A 16599-nucleotide genomic window follows, 5' to 3' on the forward strand; every position below is an offset into this window, starting at 1 on the left:
CCCCCGCTTACTGGTTAAATGGACAAAACAAGGAGCACAATTTGCAAACACCTCAGCTGCAGCATTTTTATATTTCTGAAGAGCAATCCATTTACTTGCTCAAAGCCAATGATGCCCGTAAACACAAGGCGTGGATCCGCCTCTGTAAACAGCAGCTGAGCAAGTTAGGTTATACCGATATTGAATTGGTCGGCAAAGGCGCCTACGGTTTCGTGTTTGCGGGTATCAATCAAGCGGGCGATGCCCATGTGTTTAAGTTCTCGCGGATTAATCTGCCGCAACATATTCAAGATAGGCTCGAAGAAGAAGCCTTTATGCTGTCCTTACTCAAGCATCCCAATGTGCCGGGCGCGATCAAATTTGAGCGAGTCGGCAAGCAAGGCATACTCGTGATGGAGCGGGCAAAAGGCGAAGATCTCGACCAACTTTGCCGCCGCATGGGTGCCCTGCCCACAGCTATGGTCATGAGCATCGCCCGCCAACTCGCCGATATCTTGTATTACCTGCGCACGGGCAAGCCCTTAGTGCACGGCGATATCAAACCTTCGAACCTGGTTTACGACATTGAGCAGCAACACTTATCGTTGATCGATTGGGGATCGGCGGTGTTTGCCCAGAGGGATGAACATAACAAGCCTGTCGAAGACAATGTGATGGCGTTAATGTCGAGCGATCAACAACATACCAACGCACGTATGGGCGATGTGTACTTTATCGGCGAAGAACAACTCAATGGGGCACTCTCCAGCCCGCGCTTTGATGAGCAAGGTGTCGCTGCAACTCTGTATGCCCTAGCCTCAGGGCAAGCAAGCCGCTTCGGCGCACAAGTTATCTCGCCCACCAGCATTGGCTTACCAATGGAATTAGCCCGTACCTTAGAGGGCATGCTCAGCACAGATCCTGAGCAGCGCAACATTGCTGGCGATTACTTTTTAAAAAGTATGCGCCACAGCCACAGACTGCATTTACCAGAACTGCCCAAAGCTGAGTTACAGGGTGAAATTCCTGTATGGGTACAATCCCGCGACAAAGACGTTGAAACCGTCAGTTACAGTTCGCGTAAGTCCTTTTTAAAGGAACATAACGCCCAAGATCCTATCGCCAAGATGGATGATATTCAGCTCGAAAAATATTACCGCAACTTCCTCGCAGGCATGGGCGATACCGAAAAAGGTTTTATCGCCGCCGTGGGTCGGTTAGCGCAATATCCGATCGTGGGCGGTCTCGCGATCCACTGGCAAGAAACCGGCGTGTTTATCGACTCCAATCTTGCGATTTACGATGCAAAACAAAAAAGTGCCTTGATCATTGCGGTCAACAATATGGTGGATCTGGCGCGGGGAATTAAACGTATTGGGGTATTTAAGGCCTGTTTCTTTAACGCCAAAGACACGCTGCATATCGAGCGCACAGATATAAGCGAGCCGTTTGTCGCCAGCGCCGATCTGCAATTACCCTTTGAAGTCGGTGATGTGCCCACCTTAGAAGATAAGTCACGATTACACTCTTACTTTGAAGACGGTAAAGATCCCGACGAAAACCTCGAATTGCCGGTGGAGATCATGGAAGAATTAGCCCGCATCAACCAAATTCACCACACAGGCTGCATCATTTTTGAGGCACTGCCGAATCACTTAAAGATCCACAGTTACTTGAAGCTGCTCAATCCACGTAAGCAAGCGGCGTTTCGTGCGAGTCTCGATCGCATCTTGCATCATGTCGGCAAAATCCAAGGCCACGGCGTGTCGGGCTTTATGAAACTGCCCTACAAAAACACCCGCCGCTTTACCCATCTAGAGCGTAAAGCCAATCACTTTTATCCGAAAAATCCAAAAGAAATAGGCGCCTAATGGCGCCTATGTTCATAAGATTAAATCGGCGATCCCGGCGGTAAGGTTAACGGCTTAGGGATCAGCTTAACCTTAGCATCGGTTAAGCCCGCAGCCAGACCCTGTTGCAACCAAGTATAATGGGCCGCAAGACTTGCATTCGCTCGATTCGACTTTGCTTTCAATTGCTTAATCACAAACTGAGCGCGATCGTTGATCGCAGCCCTCACCTCTGGTGAGGTTTGAGGATTGTGCAGCGTTGCCAGCACTTCATCAATTACCACAGCGTTCACTCGCATCCACACGCCTTCGACCAGCCCAAGCTTGTCCTCTTGATACAAGGTCGCCGCGAATAACTTATCCAGTAATGTCGTCACCGATAACTGCTCGCTATCCGCCATGGATGCTTGGCTGACACGGTTCAAACGTTTAGGCATCAATAGCAAGCTCACGGTATGACGGCTAAATACTTCAGCCATACTAAGAGGATCGTTAATTGCGCCTAAACCTGAGTCGAAGGATTCCCGCGTAGCATGATAATTCCCCGCCTTTGGCACTAAACTGTCGAGCAAGATTTGCGGCACAGTTAAACTCGCCGCATCTAAGGTTTTAAGCAGTGCGTCTAAACCCGTTAACTGCAACTGCGGCGCAATATAGCTCCAGCGGCTGCCTTCACCGATAGATTGATAGTTATAGTCAGTGCCGCCAATAAACTTAGCAACCGCATCGATTTGATAACGCGTCAGCAAATAAATTGGCGTAAAGGCATCGGCTAGCTCGCCCAGTGGCTCATTGGGTAACAAGGCTGCACTGGAGAATCCCGCAATCGCCTTAGTGCGAATTTTGTCGAGCTTACCTAGTTGCTCGATCGGATCGTCACCACTATCCCACAAACTGGCATAGGCCTGACTCGCATCCTTTTGGCGAGAATCGGCCTCACCGATATAACGTAAGCCACGTTTCGCCACATCGGCCAGTAAGTCGACTTGCAACGCTTGTTGGGTGCGAGCATCGCCTTGTTCGCTATAGCCATAGGCGATAGCAAAATCATCCCAAGGGCCAACACCTGTAGTGTAAGGCGCTGAAATATCAATATCATTGCCCTTTAGCAGGATTTTCGGATGGGGATAATCCATCACAGAGGCATCCTGATTGGTCGAAGCGGCAAAGTTATGATCAAGCCCTAAGGTATGGCCAACTTCATGGGCAGCCAGTTGGCGAATACGCGCCAGCGACAAGGCTGTCGCCGCTTTCTCGGCCGCCACTCTATCCTGCCAGCCTGCGGTTAAGCCTTTGGCAATCAAGTAATCCTGCCGCACACGCAAGCTGCCGAGCGTGACTTGACCCTTAATGATTTCACCGGTGCGAGGATCGGTCAGTGCAGCGCCATAGGACCAACCCCGCGTCGCCCTGTGCACCCATTGGATCATGTTGTAGCGAATATCCTGCGGATCGGCATCTGCAGGCAATAACTCAACTTTAAAGCCGTTGATAAATCCGGCGCGAGTAAAAGCCGTCTCCCACCAGCGCGCGCCATCGAGCAAGGCAGACCGTATCGGCTCAGGCACACCGGGATCGAGATAATAAGTAATAGGTTTAACGACTTCGCTTGGCGCAGGGCCAGAATGCACTTTCTGTAAACGGTGGCGCAGGATAAAACGCTGCACTAAAGGTTGGTCAAAGGGCGTCGCATAGTCTTGATACTCATCGGACAAATAGCCGCTCATCGGATGATAAGCCCGCGGCTGGTAATCAGTATCAGGCAGCTCAACAAAGGAATAACGCATCCGCACCGACATTAAGGTGCCGTCGGGGGTTACCTGTGCGACCTGTGCGCCTGCGACATCGCCTTTAAAGGTGAGTTGCACATCCACATCGGCATTTTTCTCAAAGGATTTTATCCCTTTGGGTAGGATGACAGAACGGCTCAGATCCAGCCGATAATTGCCCTGCTCTGTTTGTTGCAATACGGAAGATACGCCGTGTAAATCATTGAGCACCAGATCGTTGATCGCCACCAGATCTGGCTTGCCATCAATCACTTTACCCTGCCATAACACAGAATCGGCAAAGGCTTCTGCAACCGATCTTTGCTCGGCAGCGTCAGTGGTATTAGCACGATATTGGGTATTGAGTTGCTTGAGTAAAATATAGGGGCCTTGGCGCTCAAACTGCACCATGCGGGTCTGACCCAGTTGGCCGCGATCGAGACCAATGTCGTTCGAACCTACGCCCTGCGGCAAACTAGTGACCAAGAGAAAAGGCTGATTTAAGCGATTGACCTCAAGGTATAACTCTCCCTGAGAATCCTCGTAATAGAGATTAAGAAACCCTTTCGCCTCTTGGCTTTGCTTAATGATCTTGGCGCTAGGCGCGGCTGCTGCGACGGTAACTGTGGGAAATCCTAACAGCACTATGGATAAGGCTAAGGCTAAACTTTGGGGTTTCATCTTTCCTCCTGATACGGCTGGCTGCGTTATTTACCTTATAAATCGTTTAAGTCATTGGCATCTTTGATGACTGCTTATCTCAAGCAATTGATTTAAAGTAAATAATGCGAGGCCATCACTGGCCCCGAGCAAATAAATTAACGATTCTGATGCTGATTCTTATGTTTGATCCAGTGATTTAATGTTTCAAATAATTCGTTGAGTACTATGGGTTTAGTGATGTGGGCATTCATCCCCGCCGCTAAACTCTTTTCCCTATCGCCCGACATGGCATGGGCAGTCATGGCAATAATAGGCAGTTCATCGGCACTAAAACGCTCACGCAATGCCCTTGCGGCCGTTAACCCGTCCATCACTGGCATTTGAATATCCATTAACACGGCATCAAACGGCCGCGAGTCGATGGTATCCAGCGCCACTTGGCCATTGCCAGCCAGCACCACTTCATAGCCTGCACTTTTAAGGAGTTCAGTCGCCACTTGCTGATTGATAAAATTATCTTCCACCAGTAGCACTAAACCTGTGTGTTCTCCGTCTTCAACTTGGACTTCAACCATAGGCTGAACCACATTCAATCTCGGCTCATCGGCAAAGGCGGCAATGATCTCATCGAACAAGCTCGATGCCTTGAAGGGTTTTTGCAGGACGGCGAACACATTGGCACTATCGACTTCATGCTGCAAAGGCTCTGCTGCATAGGCCGTCATCATGATAATCACTGGTCGTTTTGCTAAGCGGCCTTCGGCGACCATAGTATCTATGGCGCTGACCACATCACTGCCGTCCATTTCTGGCATCATCCAGTCGAGCAAAAGCAGATCGATTGGTGCCCGCGACAGTTTATAAAGTGCTTCGGCGCCGCTAGCGGCAGTATCGACTTCGAAGTGGAAATCTCGCATCAAGGTCGAATAAATTTGCAGTGCAGTCGGGTTATCGTCAACGACTAAGGTGCGTAGGCTATTGAGTTTTTCCGGTACGACCAAAGGCTCAATCTTAGCGGCTTCGGCAATCTCAAAACTGATGGTAAAGCTAAAGGTACTTCCGACCCCAAGCTCACTCTGCACTTGCATCTTACCGCCCATCATAGACACCAGATGCTTACTGATCGATAAACCTAAGCCAGTGCCACCGTATTTGCGGGTGGTCGAACCGTCGGCTTGGGCGAAGGCATCAAACAACTTATCCTGCTGATCTTTACCTATGCCGATACCAGTATCGCGCACCCAGAACTTCAAGGTAATACGATGATCGCGCTCGCCGACATCTTCACAGCCCAGCTCAATTTCGCCTGATTGGGTAAATTTCACCGCATTCGATAACAGGTTAATCAGCACTTGGCCTAAACGCAGTGGATCCCCCTTAAGAATGAGTCCCGCCGTCACAGGGGCATATAAGAGTAACTCAACGCCCTGCTCCTGTGCCTTGAGCGCATTGAGATCGAGGGCATGATCGAGCACTTTATCCAGCGGGAATGGCACCCGTTCAAGCTCCAACTTACCCGCCTCAATTTTAGAGAAGTCGAGAATATCGTTGATGATCCTCAGCAGCGATTGCGCCGAGAAACCGGCTTTTTCGAGGTAATCTTTCTGCTGCGCCGTTAACGAGGTGCGCTGCGCCAACTGCAACATACCGATAATGGCGTTCATCGGCGTGCGGATCTCATGGCTCATGTTGGCCAAGAATTCACTCTTGTAGAGGTTAGCTAATTCGGCGTCTTGCTTGGCTTCCAAAAGCGCCACTTCGTTACTCTTATGGCGGGTAATATCCTTATGGGTACCGAGCATACGCTTAGGCTGGCCTTCGGCGGTGAACTCCACCACTCGGCCACGGGATAACACCCAGTGATAGCTGCCATTTTTACCTAACATACGGAATTCGATTTCGTAAGCGCCGACAGGGTCCGCGAGATACTGAGCACGGTATTCCTCGACACGAATCCGATCGTCGGGATGGGATAATTCATCAATCGTCGACACAAGAGCGGGGAACTCATTGGTTTTGTAACCCAACATAGAATAATAGGCTGGGTTACAAATGATCTGTTCAGAGTCTAAATACCAATCCCACAGGCCATCCTCCACCGCATCCATAGCTAAGTGATAACGCTCTTCGGACAGGCGCAATTGTTCGGCGGATTCGTATTCGCGCGTCACATCACGCCACACGGCAATCAGGCCCTGCAGTTCGCCGCGGCGATTATAGAAAGGCAGTTTAAGGGTATCGAGCAGCACAGGTTTACCCGCAAGCTCAACCTTTTCTTGGTAGCGCAGCGGAGTGCGATCTTTTAGGACTTGTTCGTCTTCGGCGCGGATACGAATGCCCATTTCTGGCGAGGTCAGATCCTCAGATGATAAACCTATCATCTCGCTCTCTGTGTAACCAAGCATGCGTTCAGCCGCTTTGTTACAACCTAAATAGTTGCCTTCTTTATCTTTAAAGACAATGGCTTCGGGAATCGAGTCAAGCAAAGATCGTAACAGCGCATATTCGCGCTCACGCCGCTCTGTGGTGTCTTTTAAGCGTTCAGTACGCCGCGCCACTAGCTTATCGAGCCGCTTATTCTGCTCTGCCAAATGGTGGGTATATTGCTTGTTCTCCTCAAAAATCCGACTCACCAGCAAGAACCAAGGTTCCCAGCCGCGGGTTATTTTCTCCGGTGGCTTACGCGGCTCTTGCGAGCAACCCTCAAGGTGCGACAGTAGTCGCGAGGCTGGACTCACAAAAGAGCGGCGCGTTTGCCAATGCACTATGGTCACCAACACAGACAGGGCGATAACCACTAAAATAAAGGTTAGCTGCAGTTTTTCCCACGAGTCTTGGAATAGGTCGTCTTCATCCTGCAAATACAGTAAACGCCAAGGTGCGTTATGCAGGGCAACCGAATGGATGTAATAGCCGTTGCGGATGATGCCGTCGTGGGCATCGAACAATTCCGACTCAGGCAAAGAATGCAGCTCAGAGGGAATACGTTGGCTGATGTGATAAACCCGATTGATGTCTGAGCTATCAAAATCGCTGTGGGATAAAATATTGTTCTGTTGGTCGAGTAAAATCACTGTGCCCGGCATCTTAAAGTAGACCCGAATTTGCCGTGCTAACGAGGCAAGCGTCATGTCTAAGTTAATTGAGCCAATGAACTCATCGTCCAAATAAACAGGCACACCTAAAGTGGTCAACAAGCCTTTGCCCGTGGAGTCGACATAGGCTTCGCTCCAAAACACACTGCGCTGCGGGTTCATTGCCGGGGTGGCGTATTGAAACTGTTTCTTGTTGAGTAATTCGTCCCTAAAACGTTGATCGTCATTCGACCAAGGGAAGTAGGACATAATCCTACGTTTTGACAGGTAATAAATTGCCGAGGCTTTCGGGGCGGCTTCTTTGGCGACGGGGAATGACAGCGACAGCTCGAACAACATCTCAAGCTCTTGATAGAACTTGTCACTGCGGCCATCGAGGGAACCTGCGCCAGTGATCCTACCCATGTTGGTAAAAGGCTCACCGCTCTGGGCGTAGCTAGGTTCTAAGGTAAAATACTGGCCGCTTTCGTTGAATTTACCGTATTGGGGTAAACGTTCTTTACGCACGAGTTCGCCTAAGCGCAAATGATCCACGGCGACGTTGCGTAAGCTTTTTACCGCTCTAATACTCGACTCAAGTAGCAAATCGATTTGCAGAACATGGCGCTGAACCTGTTCTTCACGCTGTTCCATCTGCTGCGCTTTTTGGCGGTCGAAAAACATCCATGCGGTCAACAAAGACATGACGATAACGCCAATGTACGTATAAAAAACGGCACGGTTGTAGTTCTTCTGGATCGGCGATTTTAGTTGCAGATCCGGCTCACTCGATTTCATCCACTACCCTTGATTGCAGCGCTTGATTTCAGCCAACGGCGGCAAAAGCTATGAGCTCCATATAGTAGCAGGAAGAAACTACCAATCACATAAAATAATTGCTGGATAAAGGCTACTCATACCACTGATAAGTCGATTAAAAATCTACTACTCTATAAAACTAAGGCCTCAATATCTGAGGCCTTGGTGATTACTCTAAAATAAACCGACACTCTTTAGAGATGCTCTTCGGCGTATTCCGCTAAGCGTGAACGCACTACGCCATTGAGATACACGTTGGCGCTACCTTCAAAGTCTTTAAAACGTTCAACAATGTAGGTTAAACCTGAGGTTACTGCGGTTAAGTAGTTAGAGTCGATTTGCGCTAAGTTACCGCAACAAATCAGTTTTGTGCCCTCGCCCATACGGGTGATCATAGTTTTGATCTGCGAGGCAGTGAGGTTTTGGCATTCATCTAATAGCACTATGGAGTTTTGGATCGAACGCCCACGCATAAAGTTAATCGACTTAAACTGAATGTTAGCCTTCTCCATGATGTAGTTCATGCTGCCGGTGGGATTAACATCATTCTTGTGCAGCACTTCGAGCGTATCAGTAATGGCAGCCAGCCACGGCATCATCTTCTCCTCTTCGGTGCCAGGTAAGAAGCCAATAGATTCGGCGATTTCTGGGGTGTTACGGGTGACGATCACTTTGTCGTAGCGATTACGTTCGACCACCAGTTCCAACGCCGCCGCCATGGCGAGCAAGGTTTTACCGCAACCCGCGGGGCCAGTTAAGATCACCAGATCGATATCGGGATCGAGCAATGCTTGCAGCGCCATGCCTTGATAGACGTTTTTAGGTTTAACGCCCCACGCTTCGAGGTTTTTCACTCGCTCACGGCCAAGATCTAAAATGTGCAGATGGGTGTCTGTGCGCTCGGTAACGCGACCGCAAAAATCAGACTCAGTGTCGATAAGGTATTGGTTGATGTAAAACTTATCATTTTCAAGATCTTTGAGCGGTACTTCATGCACTGTGTGTCTACCGTGGCGCTCGGTGGAGACCTTGTTCAAGTGCTCCCAAAAATTACCTTCGAACTGGTAAAAACCTTTGCTGAGGAAGCGAATGTCGTCGATCAACTGGTCAGTTCGATAATCTTCAACTAATTGAATGCCCGCGCCCTTAGCTTTGAGGCGCATATTGATATCTTTGGTGACTAAAACAACGGTACGGGGTTGATGCAGGTTTTGCAGATGTAGGGCGGTGTTAATAATGCGATTGTCGTTTCCATCTCCCGGCAGGGCGCCTAAGGTAAAATCGACAAGGTGGTCAGGGAAGATTGAGAGCGAACCGACCGCATCGGCATGACCCTCTCGGCTGGGCAAAGGGACACCATTGATAATCTGTTCTGGGGTGGTTTCACCGCCTAGGGTATCTTCCAATGCCCTGATGGCAACTCTAGCATCCCGACTCACATCACTCTTTCGATCTTTAATCTGGTCCAACTCTTCTAGCACTGTCATAGGAATGACCACATCGTGCTCTTTAAACGAATAGATCGCCAAAGGTTCATGTAGTAACACATTGGTATCCAGTACAAACAACTTTCTGTCGTCTTGTTCCATGGCGCCTCCAGAGTGCTTCATTAAAGTTTAAACAAACTTTTGAGTCTCAATAAAAGTTACCCAACTCCTATTACTGGCAAAGCATATGGCAAAGAATGATCATAAGGTTCAAGTTGATAGCACTTTACTCGCACTTAAACCTTAAGTTGATATTGGCACCAAACTCACGAGATAACAATACAGCAACCATTGTTTACCATACAGACTCGAGGCAGTGTATAACCGCGGATGTGACATTAGCGTGACAATTTCATGTACTGGCACGACAATTTTGTCGCTTGTACAATTTGTAATCTAGCACTCTGGGAATTAGGCTCTAACGGGTGAGAGGGCGATTTAAATATCACGAGTATTGGTATAACATACGCGCCCTTTGTTAGAGTCCGCCTAGAAATGAGAATTTAAGATGCCGTTCGCCTTAGGTCAACGTTGGATAAGTGATACCGAGTCAGAGCTTGGTTTAGGAACTGTGGTTCAAGTAGAAGGCCGTATGGTCACTGTTTTATTCCCTGCCACGGGTGAGAATCGCATGTTCTCCCGAGCAGAAGCCCCTCTGACACGCGTTATATACAATCCCGGCGATTCGGTTGAAAGCCATGAAGGCTGGAGCCTTGCGGTCAGCGAGTTGACCGAGAAAGACGGGATAGTGATCTATCACGGCATTCACAGTGAGACAGGCGAGCAAGTTACCCTGCGTGAAACCCTGCTGAACCACAATATTCGTTTCAATAAACCCCAAGACCGTTTATTCGCCGGCCAAATCGATCGCCTCGACCGTTTTGGTGTGCGTTATCAGTGCCAAATGTTGCGCCACAAACTGGCCTCATCGGATTTGCTTGGTCTGCAAGGTCCACGCGTTGGACTTATTCCGCATCAAATGTGGATTGCCCATGAAGTCGGTCGTCGCTATGCACCGCGTGTACTGCTGGCCGACGAAGTGGGCTTAGGTAAAACCATTGAAGCGGGTCTGATTATTCACCAACAACTGCTGACCGGCCGCGCCGAACGTATCCTGATTATCGTGCCCGATACTCTGCGCCATCAGTGGTTAGTGGAAATGCTGCGCCGCTTTAACCTGCGTTTTTCAGTATTTGATGAAGATCGTTGCGTGGAAGCCTATGCCGATCACGACAATCCTTTCTACACAGAACAATTAGTGATTTGTTCACTCGAATTACTGCGTAAGAAAAAACGTCTCGATCAAGCCCTAGATGCCGATTGGGATCTGTTAGTGGTTGACGAAGCTCACCACTTAGAATGGACCGAAGAAGCGCCAAGCCGCGCCTATCAAGTGGTTGAAGCATTAAGCGAAGTGATCCCAGGCGTTTTACTATTAACCGCAACGCCGGATCAACTTGGCCATGAAAGTCACTTCGCCCGTTTGCGCCTGCTCGATCCGGATCGTTTCTACGATTACGATGCCTTCCTAGCCGAAGAAGACAGCTATAAAGACGTCGCCATTGCCGCTGAAGCCTTGGCTGGCAACGCTAAATTACCCGATACCGCTATCAACAGCTTGACCGAATTACTGGGCGAGAAAGACATCAGCCCAAGTATTCGTTTAATCCAAGCCGAGGGTATTGATGCCGAAGTACAGCAAGCTGCTCGCAGCGAATTACTGCAAGAATTACTCGACCGTCACGGTACTGGCCGCGTCTTGTACCGCAACAGTCGCGCCTCAGTAAAAGGCTTCCCAAAGCGTTTCTTTAACGCTTACCCACACGCCATGCCAGATCAATATCAAACTGCCGCACGCGTCAGCGGCATGATGGGCGGACACAAGTCATTAGAGGCGAAAGCGGCGCAAGCCCTGAGTCCTGAAAAACTGTATCAAGAATTTGAAGATAACAGCGCCAGTTGGTGGAAGTTCGATCCCCGTGTGGATTGGTTAATTGAGTTCTTAAAATCACACCGCAGCAAAAAAGTGCTGATCATCGCCAGCCAAGCGGAAACCGCCCTGAGCTTAGAAGAAGCCCTGCGCACCCGCGAAGGGATTCAAGCGACGGTATTCCACGAAGGCATGTCGATTATCGAGCGCGATAAAGCCGGCGCTTACTTTGCCCAAGAGGAAGGCGGCGCACAGGCGTTGATCTGTTCTGAAATTGGTTCTGAAGGCCGTAACTTCCAGTTTGCCAGTCACTTAGTACTATTCGATCTGCCGCTAAACCCAGATTTATTGGAACAGCGCATCGGTCGTTTAGATCGTATCGGCCAGAAAAATGATATCCAAATTCACTTGCCGTACCTTGAAGACACCGCCCAAGAACGTTTGATGCAGTGGTATCACCAAGGGCTAAATGCCTTCGAACTGACTTGTCCGAGTGGCCACGTGCTTTACAGTGAATTTGCCGAAGATCTGTTAAACGTGCTTGTGGTTGATGACAGCGACGAGCTGACAAACCTGCTCAATCACACTCAGAGCCGTTATAAAGAACTCAAGCACGCCATGGAGCAAGGCCGCGACAAGCTGCTGGAAATCAACTCACACGGCGGCGAGAAGGCAATGGCTATCGTCCAGCGCCTCGCCCAGAATGATGGTGATACCCATTTGATTGGTTCTGTGATCCGTCTGTGGGATATTATCGGTGTCGATCAAGAAGATAAGGGTGAAAACTCGATCATTCTGCGCCCGAGTGAACACATGATGTTCCCAACCTACCCTGGCTTGCCAGAAGATGGCGTGACTGTGACCTTCGACCGTGATACTGCGTTATCTCGCGATGATATTGCGCTGATCACCCAAGAGCATCCACTGGTGCAAACGGGGCTAGATCTGATCACAGGTTCAGAAACTGGCACCACCAGCGTCGCAATTCTAAAAAATAAAGCCCTGCCTGCAGGCACCTTATTCTTAGAACTCATCTACATGGCCGATGCTTCTGCGCCTAAGTCGAGCCAGTTGTACCGTTATTTACCGCCTACACCCATTCGCGTGTTGCTGGATAAAAATGGTAACGACCTGTCGGCTAAAGTGGATTACGCCAGTTTCGATAAGCAATTGAGCGCGGTGAATCGTCACATTGGCGGCAAGTTAGTCACCGCATCTCAGCCAATTCTGCATCCGTTATTTGCCAAGGGTGAAGAATATGCTCAAGTGGTTGTCGATGAAATGGTCGCCCAAGCCAGAGAGAAAATGACTCAGCAACTGAGCACAGAGCTGAGTCGTTTAGAGTCACTTAAGGCGGTAAACCCCAATATCCGTGAGGAAGAATTGGAATACCTGCGCAATCAGATGCAAGAGTTAAACACTTATCTGGATGCCAGCCAGTTACAACTCGATGCGATCCGTATGGTGCTCGTTAGCCACGTATAGTCCCGAGCTAAACCACAGGTTTCCATCAATTAGCCCAGCCAAAGCGCTGGGCTTTTTTATGCCCTGTGGCTTTCGATTCAAAGTGGTTTTCTATAATAAGCGGCTTTTGATGTTCAGCAGCGTCTTCCCAATTAACGTGATTATCCCAAATGATGAGGCGCGACTCTTTGGCGAGGAAAGTTCACTTTTTGGTAATTGTTCAGGTTATACTCAAGCACTGATGAATTAATGAGACTACACAGGTGGTTATCAATTCTATGGCACGCATTATTTCGCTTCTCTTTTGCCTCCTACTTGGTTTCACAGCCATCTCTTCCCGCGCGGCAGACCCAGCAACAGCTACGCCAACGCCAGCAGAAGTCAGTGCCAAAAAATTAAATAACCGCTATTTACCTGAGAATGAAGTCAAACAAATTACCATAGACAATCAGCCCTACGATTTGTTGGTGCGACCATGGGAAGGAAAAAAGAAACTCGGTGCGGCGATCATTCTGCCCGCCACTAACGGCACGGCAGATGCACCGGGATTGATGGCGTTTGTACGCCGTAATATCAATCCTGCCGGTTGGGCCAGCTTAAGTTTAACCCCGCCAACTGAACTGCCTGCGGCCAATTTTGCCACCGCCGCCACCGAAGTCACCTCGCCCGGCGCCGCGCAGTTAAGCTCACCGTCAAATAAACCTAGCCCTAAAATCAAGCCCGAAGATAACAGCAAACATCTGCAAGAGCAGGAAGACTTTCTGGTCCAAAGCATGTCGCAATTAGATGCGGTCGGCGCAGATTATGCGGGCAAACGCATTTTGATCACCGCCGACCAAAGCGCAGGATTATTGATAAGCCTATTGAGCCAAAAGAAGATTGCCGATCCCGATGTGCTGATCGTCATCAATCCCTATCGCGAGGATGAAAAGCTCAACCAAGCACTCGCGGAGCAACTGGCGAAACTCACCTTACCGATTTTAGATATCCAATCGCCAGACGGTCATCCCGCCTCATTAGAAACAGCCGCTAATCGTAAGATTTTAGCCGTGACCTTAAAAAGTCCTAACTACCGCCAAACCAGCTTAGCGCTCAATTTAGATAACGAGAGCGCATGGCAGAATTGTTTAAATGCGATAAAAGGCTTTTCTGCCCGTATGAGCGGCGCGCAGTAACAACGGCGATAAAAGCTAATTCAGACAAAATAGCATTACCAGCCCGACTGACGATCTTGGTAAGGTTTCTGCGGATCTTTCAGCTGACGCGCCGCCGCTATCTTGCAATTTTTGCCTAACAATAACCGAATCTGACTTATAGACTCACGGCAAAGCAGGCTGCGCACCGATGCCGTCCAACTGCGGTTAATGCTGAGTTTGATGGCCGCTGCTGCATCAGGTGAGGTTTGCATCAGTTGCTGCGCCAATTGTTGAGCCACTTCCATCGGCGTCTCGCTCACTTGGGTCACGAGTCCTAAGGTCAGCGCTTCATTGCTCTCAAGCACTTTGGCCGTCAGGCTCAGCAGCATGGCTTGATCCTTAGGCATGATTTGCCTTAACGCGACCAACCCAGCCATATCGGGCACGAGTCCCCATTTTGCTTCCATAATCGATAACTTACAGTCATGGCTGGCAATGCGCACATCTGCGCCCAAAGCGATTTGCATACCGCCGCCGTAGCAACAACCCTCAAGTACGGCAATCACAGGCACGGGCAAGTTTTGCCAACCTAATGACACCCGCTGGGCTAAGTTCGCATTCCCCGGTAAGCCCTTAAACAGTAATTTTACCGCCTGCATGGGTGCCGACATCACGCTTTTGACATCGAGCCCTGAGCTAAAATTGCCACCCGCACCCGAGACGATCACCGCTCGCACCCCACGATTGGATTTGATCTTTTTAATCGCACGGTCGAGCTCACTAAACATTAAATAATTAATCGCATTCATTTTTTCAGGACGATTAAGCAACACATAGGCGATGCCATCATCGATTTTGACTTGTACACTTTGGCCACTCATGAAATATTCCGTTACTGGTCAGTCCAGAATAAATGTTAACACGTTTGGAATAATTAACTAAAAGATATAACATGAGCCTGTTTTTTGACTTGAGTCAAAATATTGCCAATTCAAACATGGACTGAAGGCAACTTATGTTAGGCTGTCGCCACTACGTGCGGTAATCCTAATGTATCTTTCGATGAGATAGTCTTATCGAACTCGGCAATGAAGTTACCTCGCCGCCAACATCGACACTTATGTAGCACTGTACTTGCCGCTAAGGATAAAGCCGCAAACAAATGGACTCAATCGTCCTTTTTTATGCGCTACATCCTTGTTATTTGCTAAAAATTAGCCAGCTCGATTTAAGATTTTGCATCATATGATTCAATAATGAGTCAAATTTTAATGTCAGCGAAAAAACGAAATTAATCAATAATATCTATAAGTTACATCTAGAAGATATAAATCAGACTTGCCCGAAGAACGCAATTCGTCAGTCGGACCTGAAAAATAAGTGTTATCTTCAATTAATGGGCAAATAAGGATCACTAGTCAGCATGTCAATATCTGTACTCATCTGTGACGATTCCGCCATGGCGCGTAAGCAAATGGCCCGCACGCTCCCAAAAGAGTGGGATGTGGAAATTACTTATGCGACCAATGGTGCCGAAGGCCTTGATGCTATCCGAGCCGGAAAAGGCGAAGTGGTGTTTCTCGATCTCAACATGCCAGTGATGGACGGTTATGAAGTACTGCAAACCGTGCAGCAGCAGGATCTCCCCGCGCTGATCATTGTGGTCTCTGGCGACATTCAAATCAAAGCTCACGAGCGAGTCAAAGCCTTAGGCGCATTAGATTTTATTCAAAAACCCGTTAGCGCCGATGCCATCAGCAACATTTTGCAAGATTACGGCATCCTAACCCTGACGCAAAAAGATATCGCCGACGAAGTCCCGATGATCAAAGTCGACATGCGTGACGCTTGCCAAGAAATTGCCAACGTCGCCATGGGCCGCGCCGCCGATCTGTTAGCTAAGTTACTCGATGTATTCGTGTTACTGCCCATCCCCAATGTGAACGTGCTTGAGGTGAGTGAGTTGACCATGGCACTCAAGGCCACGGAAGAAAGCTCGACCGTATCGGCTCTTTGCCAAGGTTTTATCGGTGCAGGGATTGCGGGTGAAGCCCTGCTCTTGTTCCATGATTCCAGCTTTAAGGACATGGCCAAGCTGATGGGATTAGCCAATCCTGAAGATAAAAATACTGAGATAGAAGTCCTGATCGATACCGGAAACGTGCTGATCGGCGCCTTCCTTAACGGCATTTCTGAACAGCTCGACATGAAATTTAGTCAGGCTCACCCTGTCGTGCTAGGACGGCACTGCACGGTTAACGATCTGATCCATGATAATTCAGAGAAATGGCAGCGAACTTTGGCTATGGAGATCAACTATCGGATTGAAGATCATAATATTCAATGCGATTTGTTACTGCTCTTCACCGAGGATTCTATCCCCACACTTAGCTATAAACTCGGCTATTTACTCGATTAACCAGTTGGA

The 16599-nt window shown here is 48.9% G+C and carries 8 protein-coding genes; 4 read left to right on the forward strand and 4 right to left on the reverse strand.

Annotated elements, in window-relative coordinates; translation table 11 throughout:
* Nucleotides 1-41: 41 nt before the first annotated feature.
* Nucleotides 42-1850, forward strand: coding sequence for a protein kinase domain-containing protein (locus OX890_RS20150; protein WP_268649815.1), 1809 nt, complete (start codon nucleotides 42-44; stop codon nucleotides 1848-1850).
* Between the two features lie 20 nt (nucleotides 1851-1870).
* Here OX890_RS20150 and OX890_RS20155 read toward each other — a convergent pair whose 3' ends face one another.
* The 3 genes from OX890_RS20155 to OX890_RS20165 form a co-directional block, all read right to left on the reverse strand.
* A complete protein-coding gene (locus OX890_RS20155; RefSeq protein WP_268649816.1) occupies nucleotides 1871-4279 on the reverse strand; it encodes a zinc-dependent metalloprotease in 2409 nt (802 codons plus the stop codon).
* Between the two features lie 137 nt (nucleotides 4280-4416).
* Nucleotides 4417-8133, reverse strand: a complete 3717-nt coding sequence (locus OX890_RS20160) for a response regulator (protein ID WP_107403579.1) — start codon at nucleotides 8131-8133, stop codon at nucleotides 4417-4419.
* Between the two features lie 215 nt (nucleotides 8134-8348).
* Nucleotides 8349-9743 (reverse strand): PhoH family protein, encoded by a 1395-nt coding sequence (locus tag OX890_RS20165; RefSeq protein WP_006080025.1) that lies wholly within the window; start codon nucleotides 9741-9743, stop codon nucleotides 8349-8351.
* Nucleotides 9744-10149: 406 nt separating this feature from the next.
* Between OX890_RS20165 and rapA the strand changes: the two genes are divergently transcribed.
* Both rapA and OX890_RS20175 read left to right on the forward strand, forming a co-directional pair.
* On the forward strand, nucleotides 10150-13056 hold the full coding sequence (rapA, locus tag OX890_RS20170) for an RNA polymerase-associated protein RapA (RefSeq protein WP_268649817.1): 2907 nt from the start codon (nucleotides 10150-10152) through the stop codon (nucleotides 13054-13056).
* 257 nt (nucleotides 13057-13313) lie between these two features.
* A complete protein-coding gene (locus tag OX890_RS20175; RefSeq protein WP_126493539.1) occupies nucleotides 13314-14210 on the forward strand; it encodes a DUF3530 family protein in 897 nt (298 codons plus the stop codon).
* Nucleotides 14211-14245: 35 nt separating this feature from the next.
* Here OX890_RS20175 and OX890_RS20180 read toward each other — a convergent pair whose 3' ends face one another.
* Nucleotides 14246-15052 (reverse strand): crotonase/enoyl-CoA hydratase family protein, encoded by an 807-nt coding sequence (locus OX890_RS20180; RefSeq protein ID WP_126492803.1) that lies wholly within the window; start codon nucleotides 15050-15052, stop codon nucleotides 14246-14248.
* Between the two features lie 542 nt (nucleotides 15053-15594).
* Between OX890_RS20180 and OX890_RS20185 the strand changes: the two genes are divergently transcribed.
* Nucleotides 15595-16590, forward strand: coding sequence for a response regulator (locus OX890_RS20185; RefSeq protein WP_006080020.1), 996 nt, complete (start codon nucleotides 15595-15597; stop codon nucleotides 16588-16590).
* Nucleotides 16591-16599: the final 9 nt, after the last annotated feature.

It is taken from the genome of Shewanella sp. DAU305 (genome assembly GCF_026802235.1).
Taxonomy (GTDB): domain Bacteria; phylum Pseudomonadota; class Gammaproteobacteria; order Enterobacterales; family Shewanellaceae; genus Shewanella; species Shewanella baltica.

Coding starts and splice junctions, on each gene's coding strand:
- OX890_RS20165 (WP_006080025.1), bottom strand. CDS start 9,743: ATGGAACAAGACGACAGAAAGTTGTTTGTACTGGATACCAATGTGTTA.
- OX890_RS20180 (WP_126492803.1), bottom strand. CDS start 15,052: ATGAGTGGCCAAAGTGTACAAGTCAAAATCGATGATGGCATCGCCTAT.
- OX890_RS20185 (WP_006080020.1), top strand. CDS start 15,595: ATGTCAATATCTGTACTCATCTGTGACGATTCCGCCATGGCGCGTAAG.
- rapA (WP_268649817.1), top strand. CDS start 10,150: ATGCCGTTCGCCTTAGGTCAACGTTGGATAAGTGATACCGAGTCAGAG.
- OX890_RS20175 (WP_126493539.1), top strand. CDS start 13,314: ATGGCACGCATTATTTCGCTTCTCTTTTGCCTCCTACTTGGTTTCACA.
- OX890_RS20155 (WP_268649816.1), bottom strand. CDS start 4,279: ATGAAACCCCAAAGTTTAGCCTTAGCCTTATCCATAGTGCTGTTAGGA.
- OX890_RS20160 (WP_107403579.1), bottom strand. CDS start 8,133: ATGAAATCGAGTGAGCCGGATCTGCAACTAAAATCGCCGATCCAGAAG.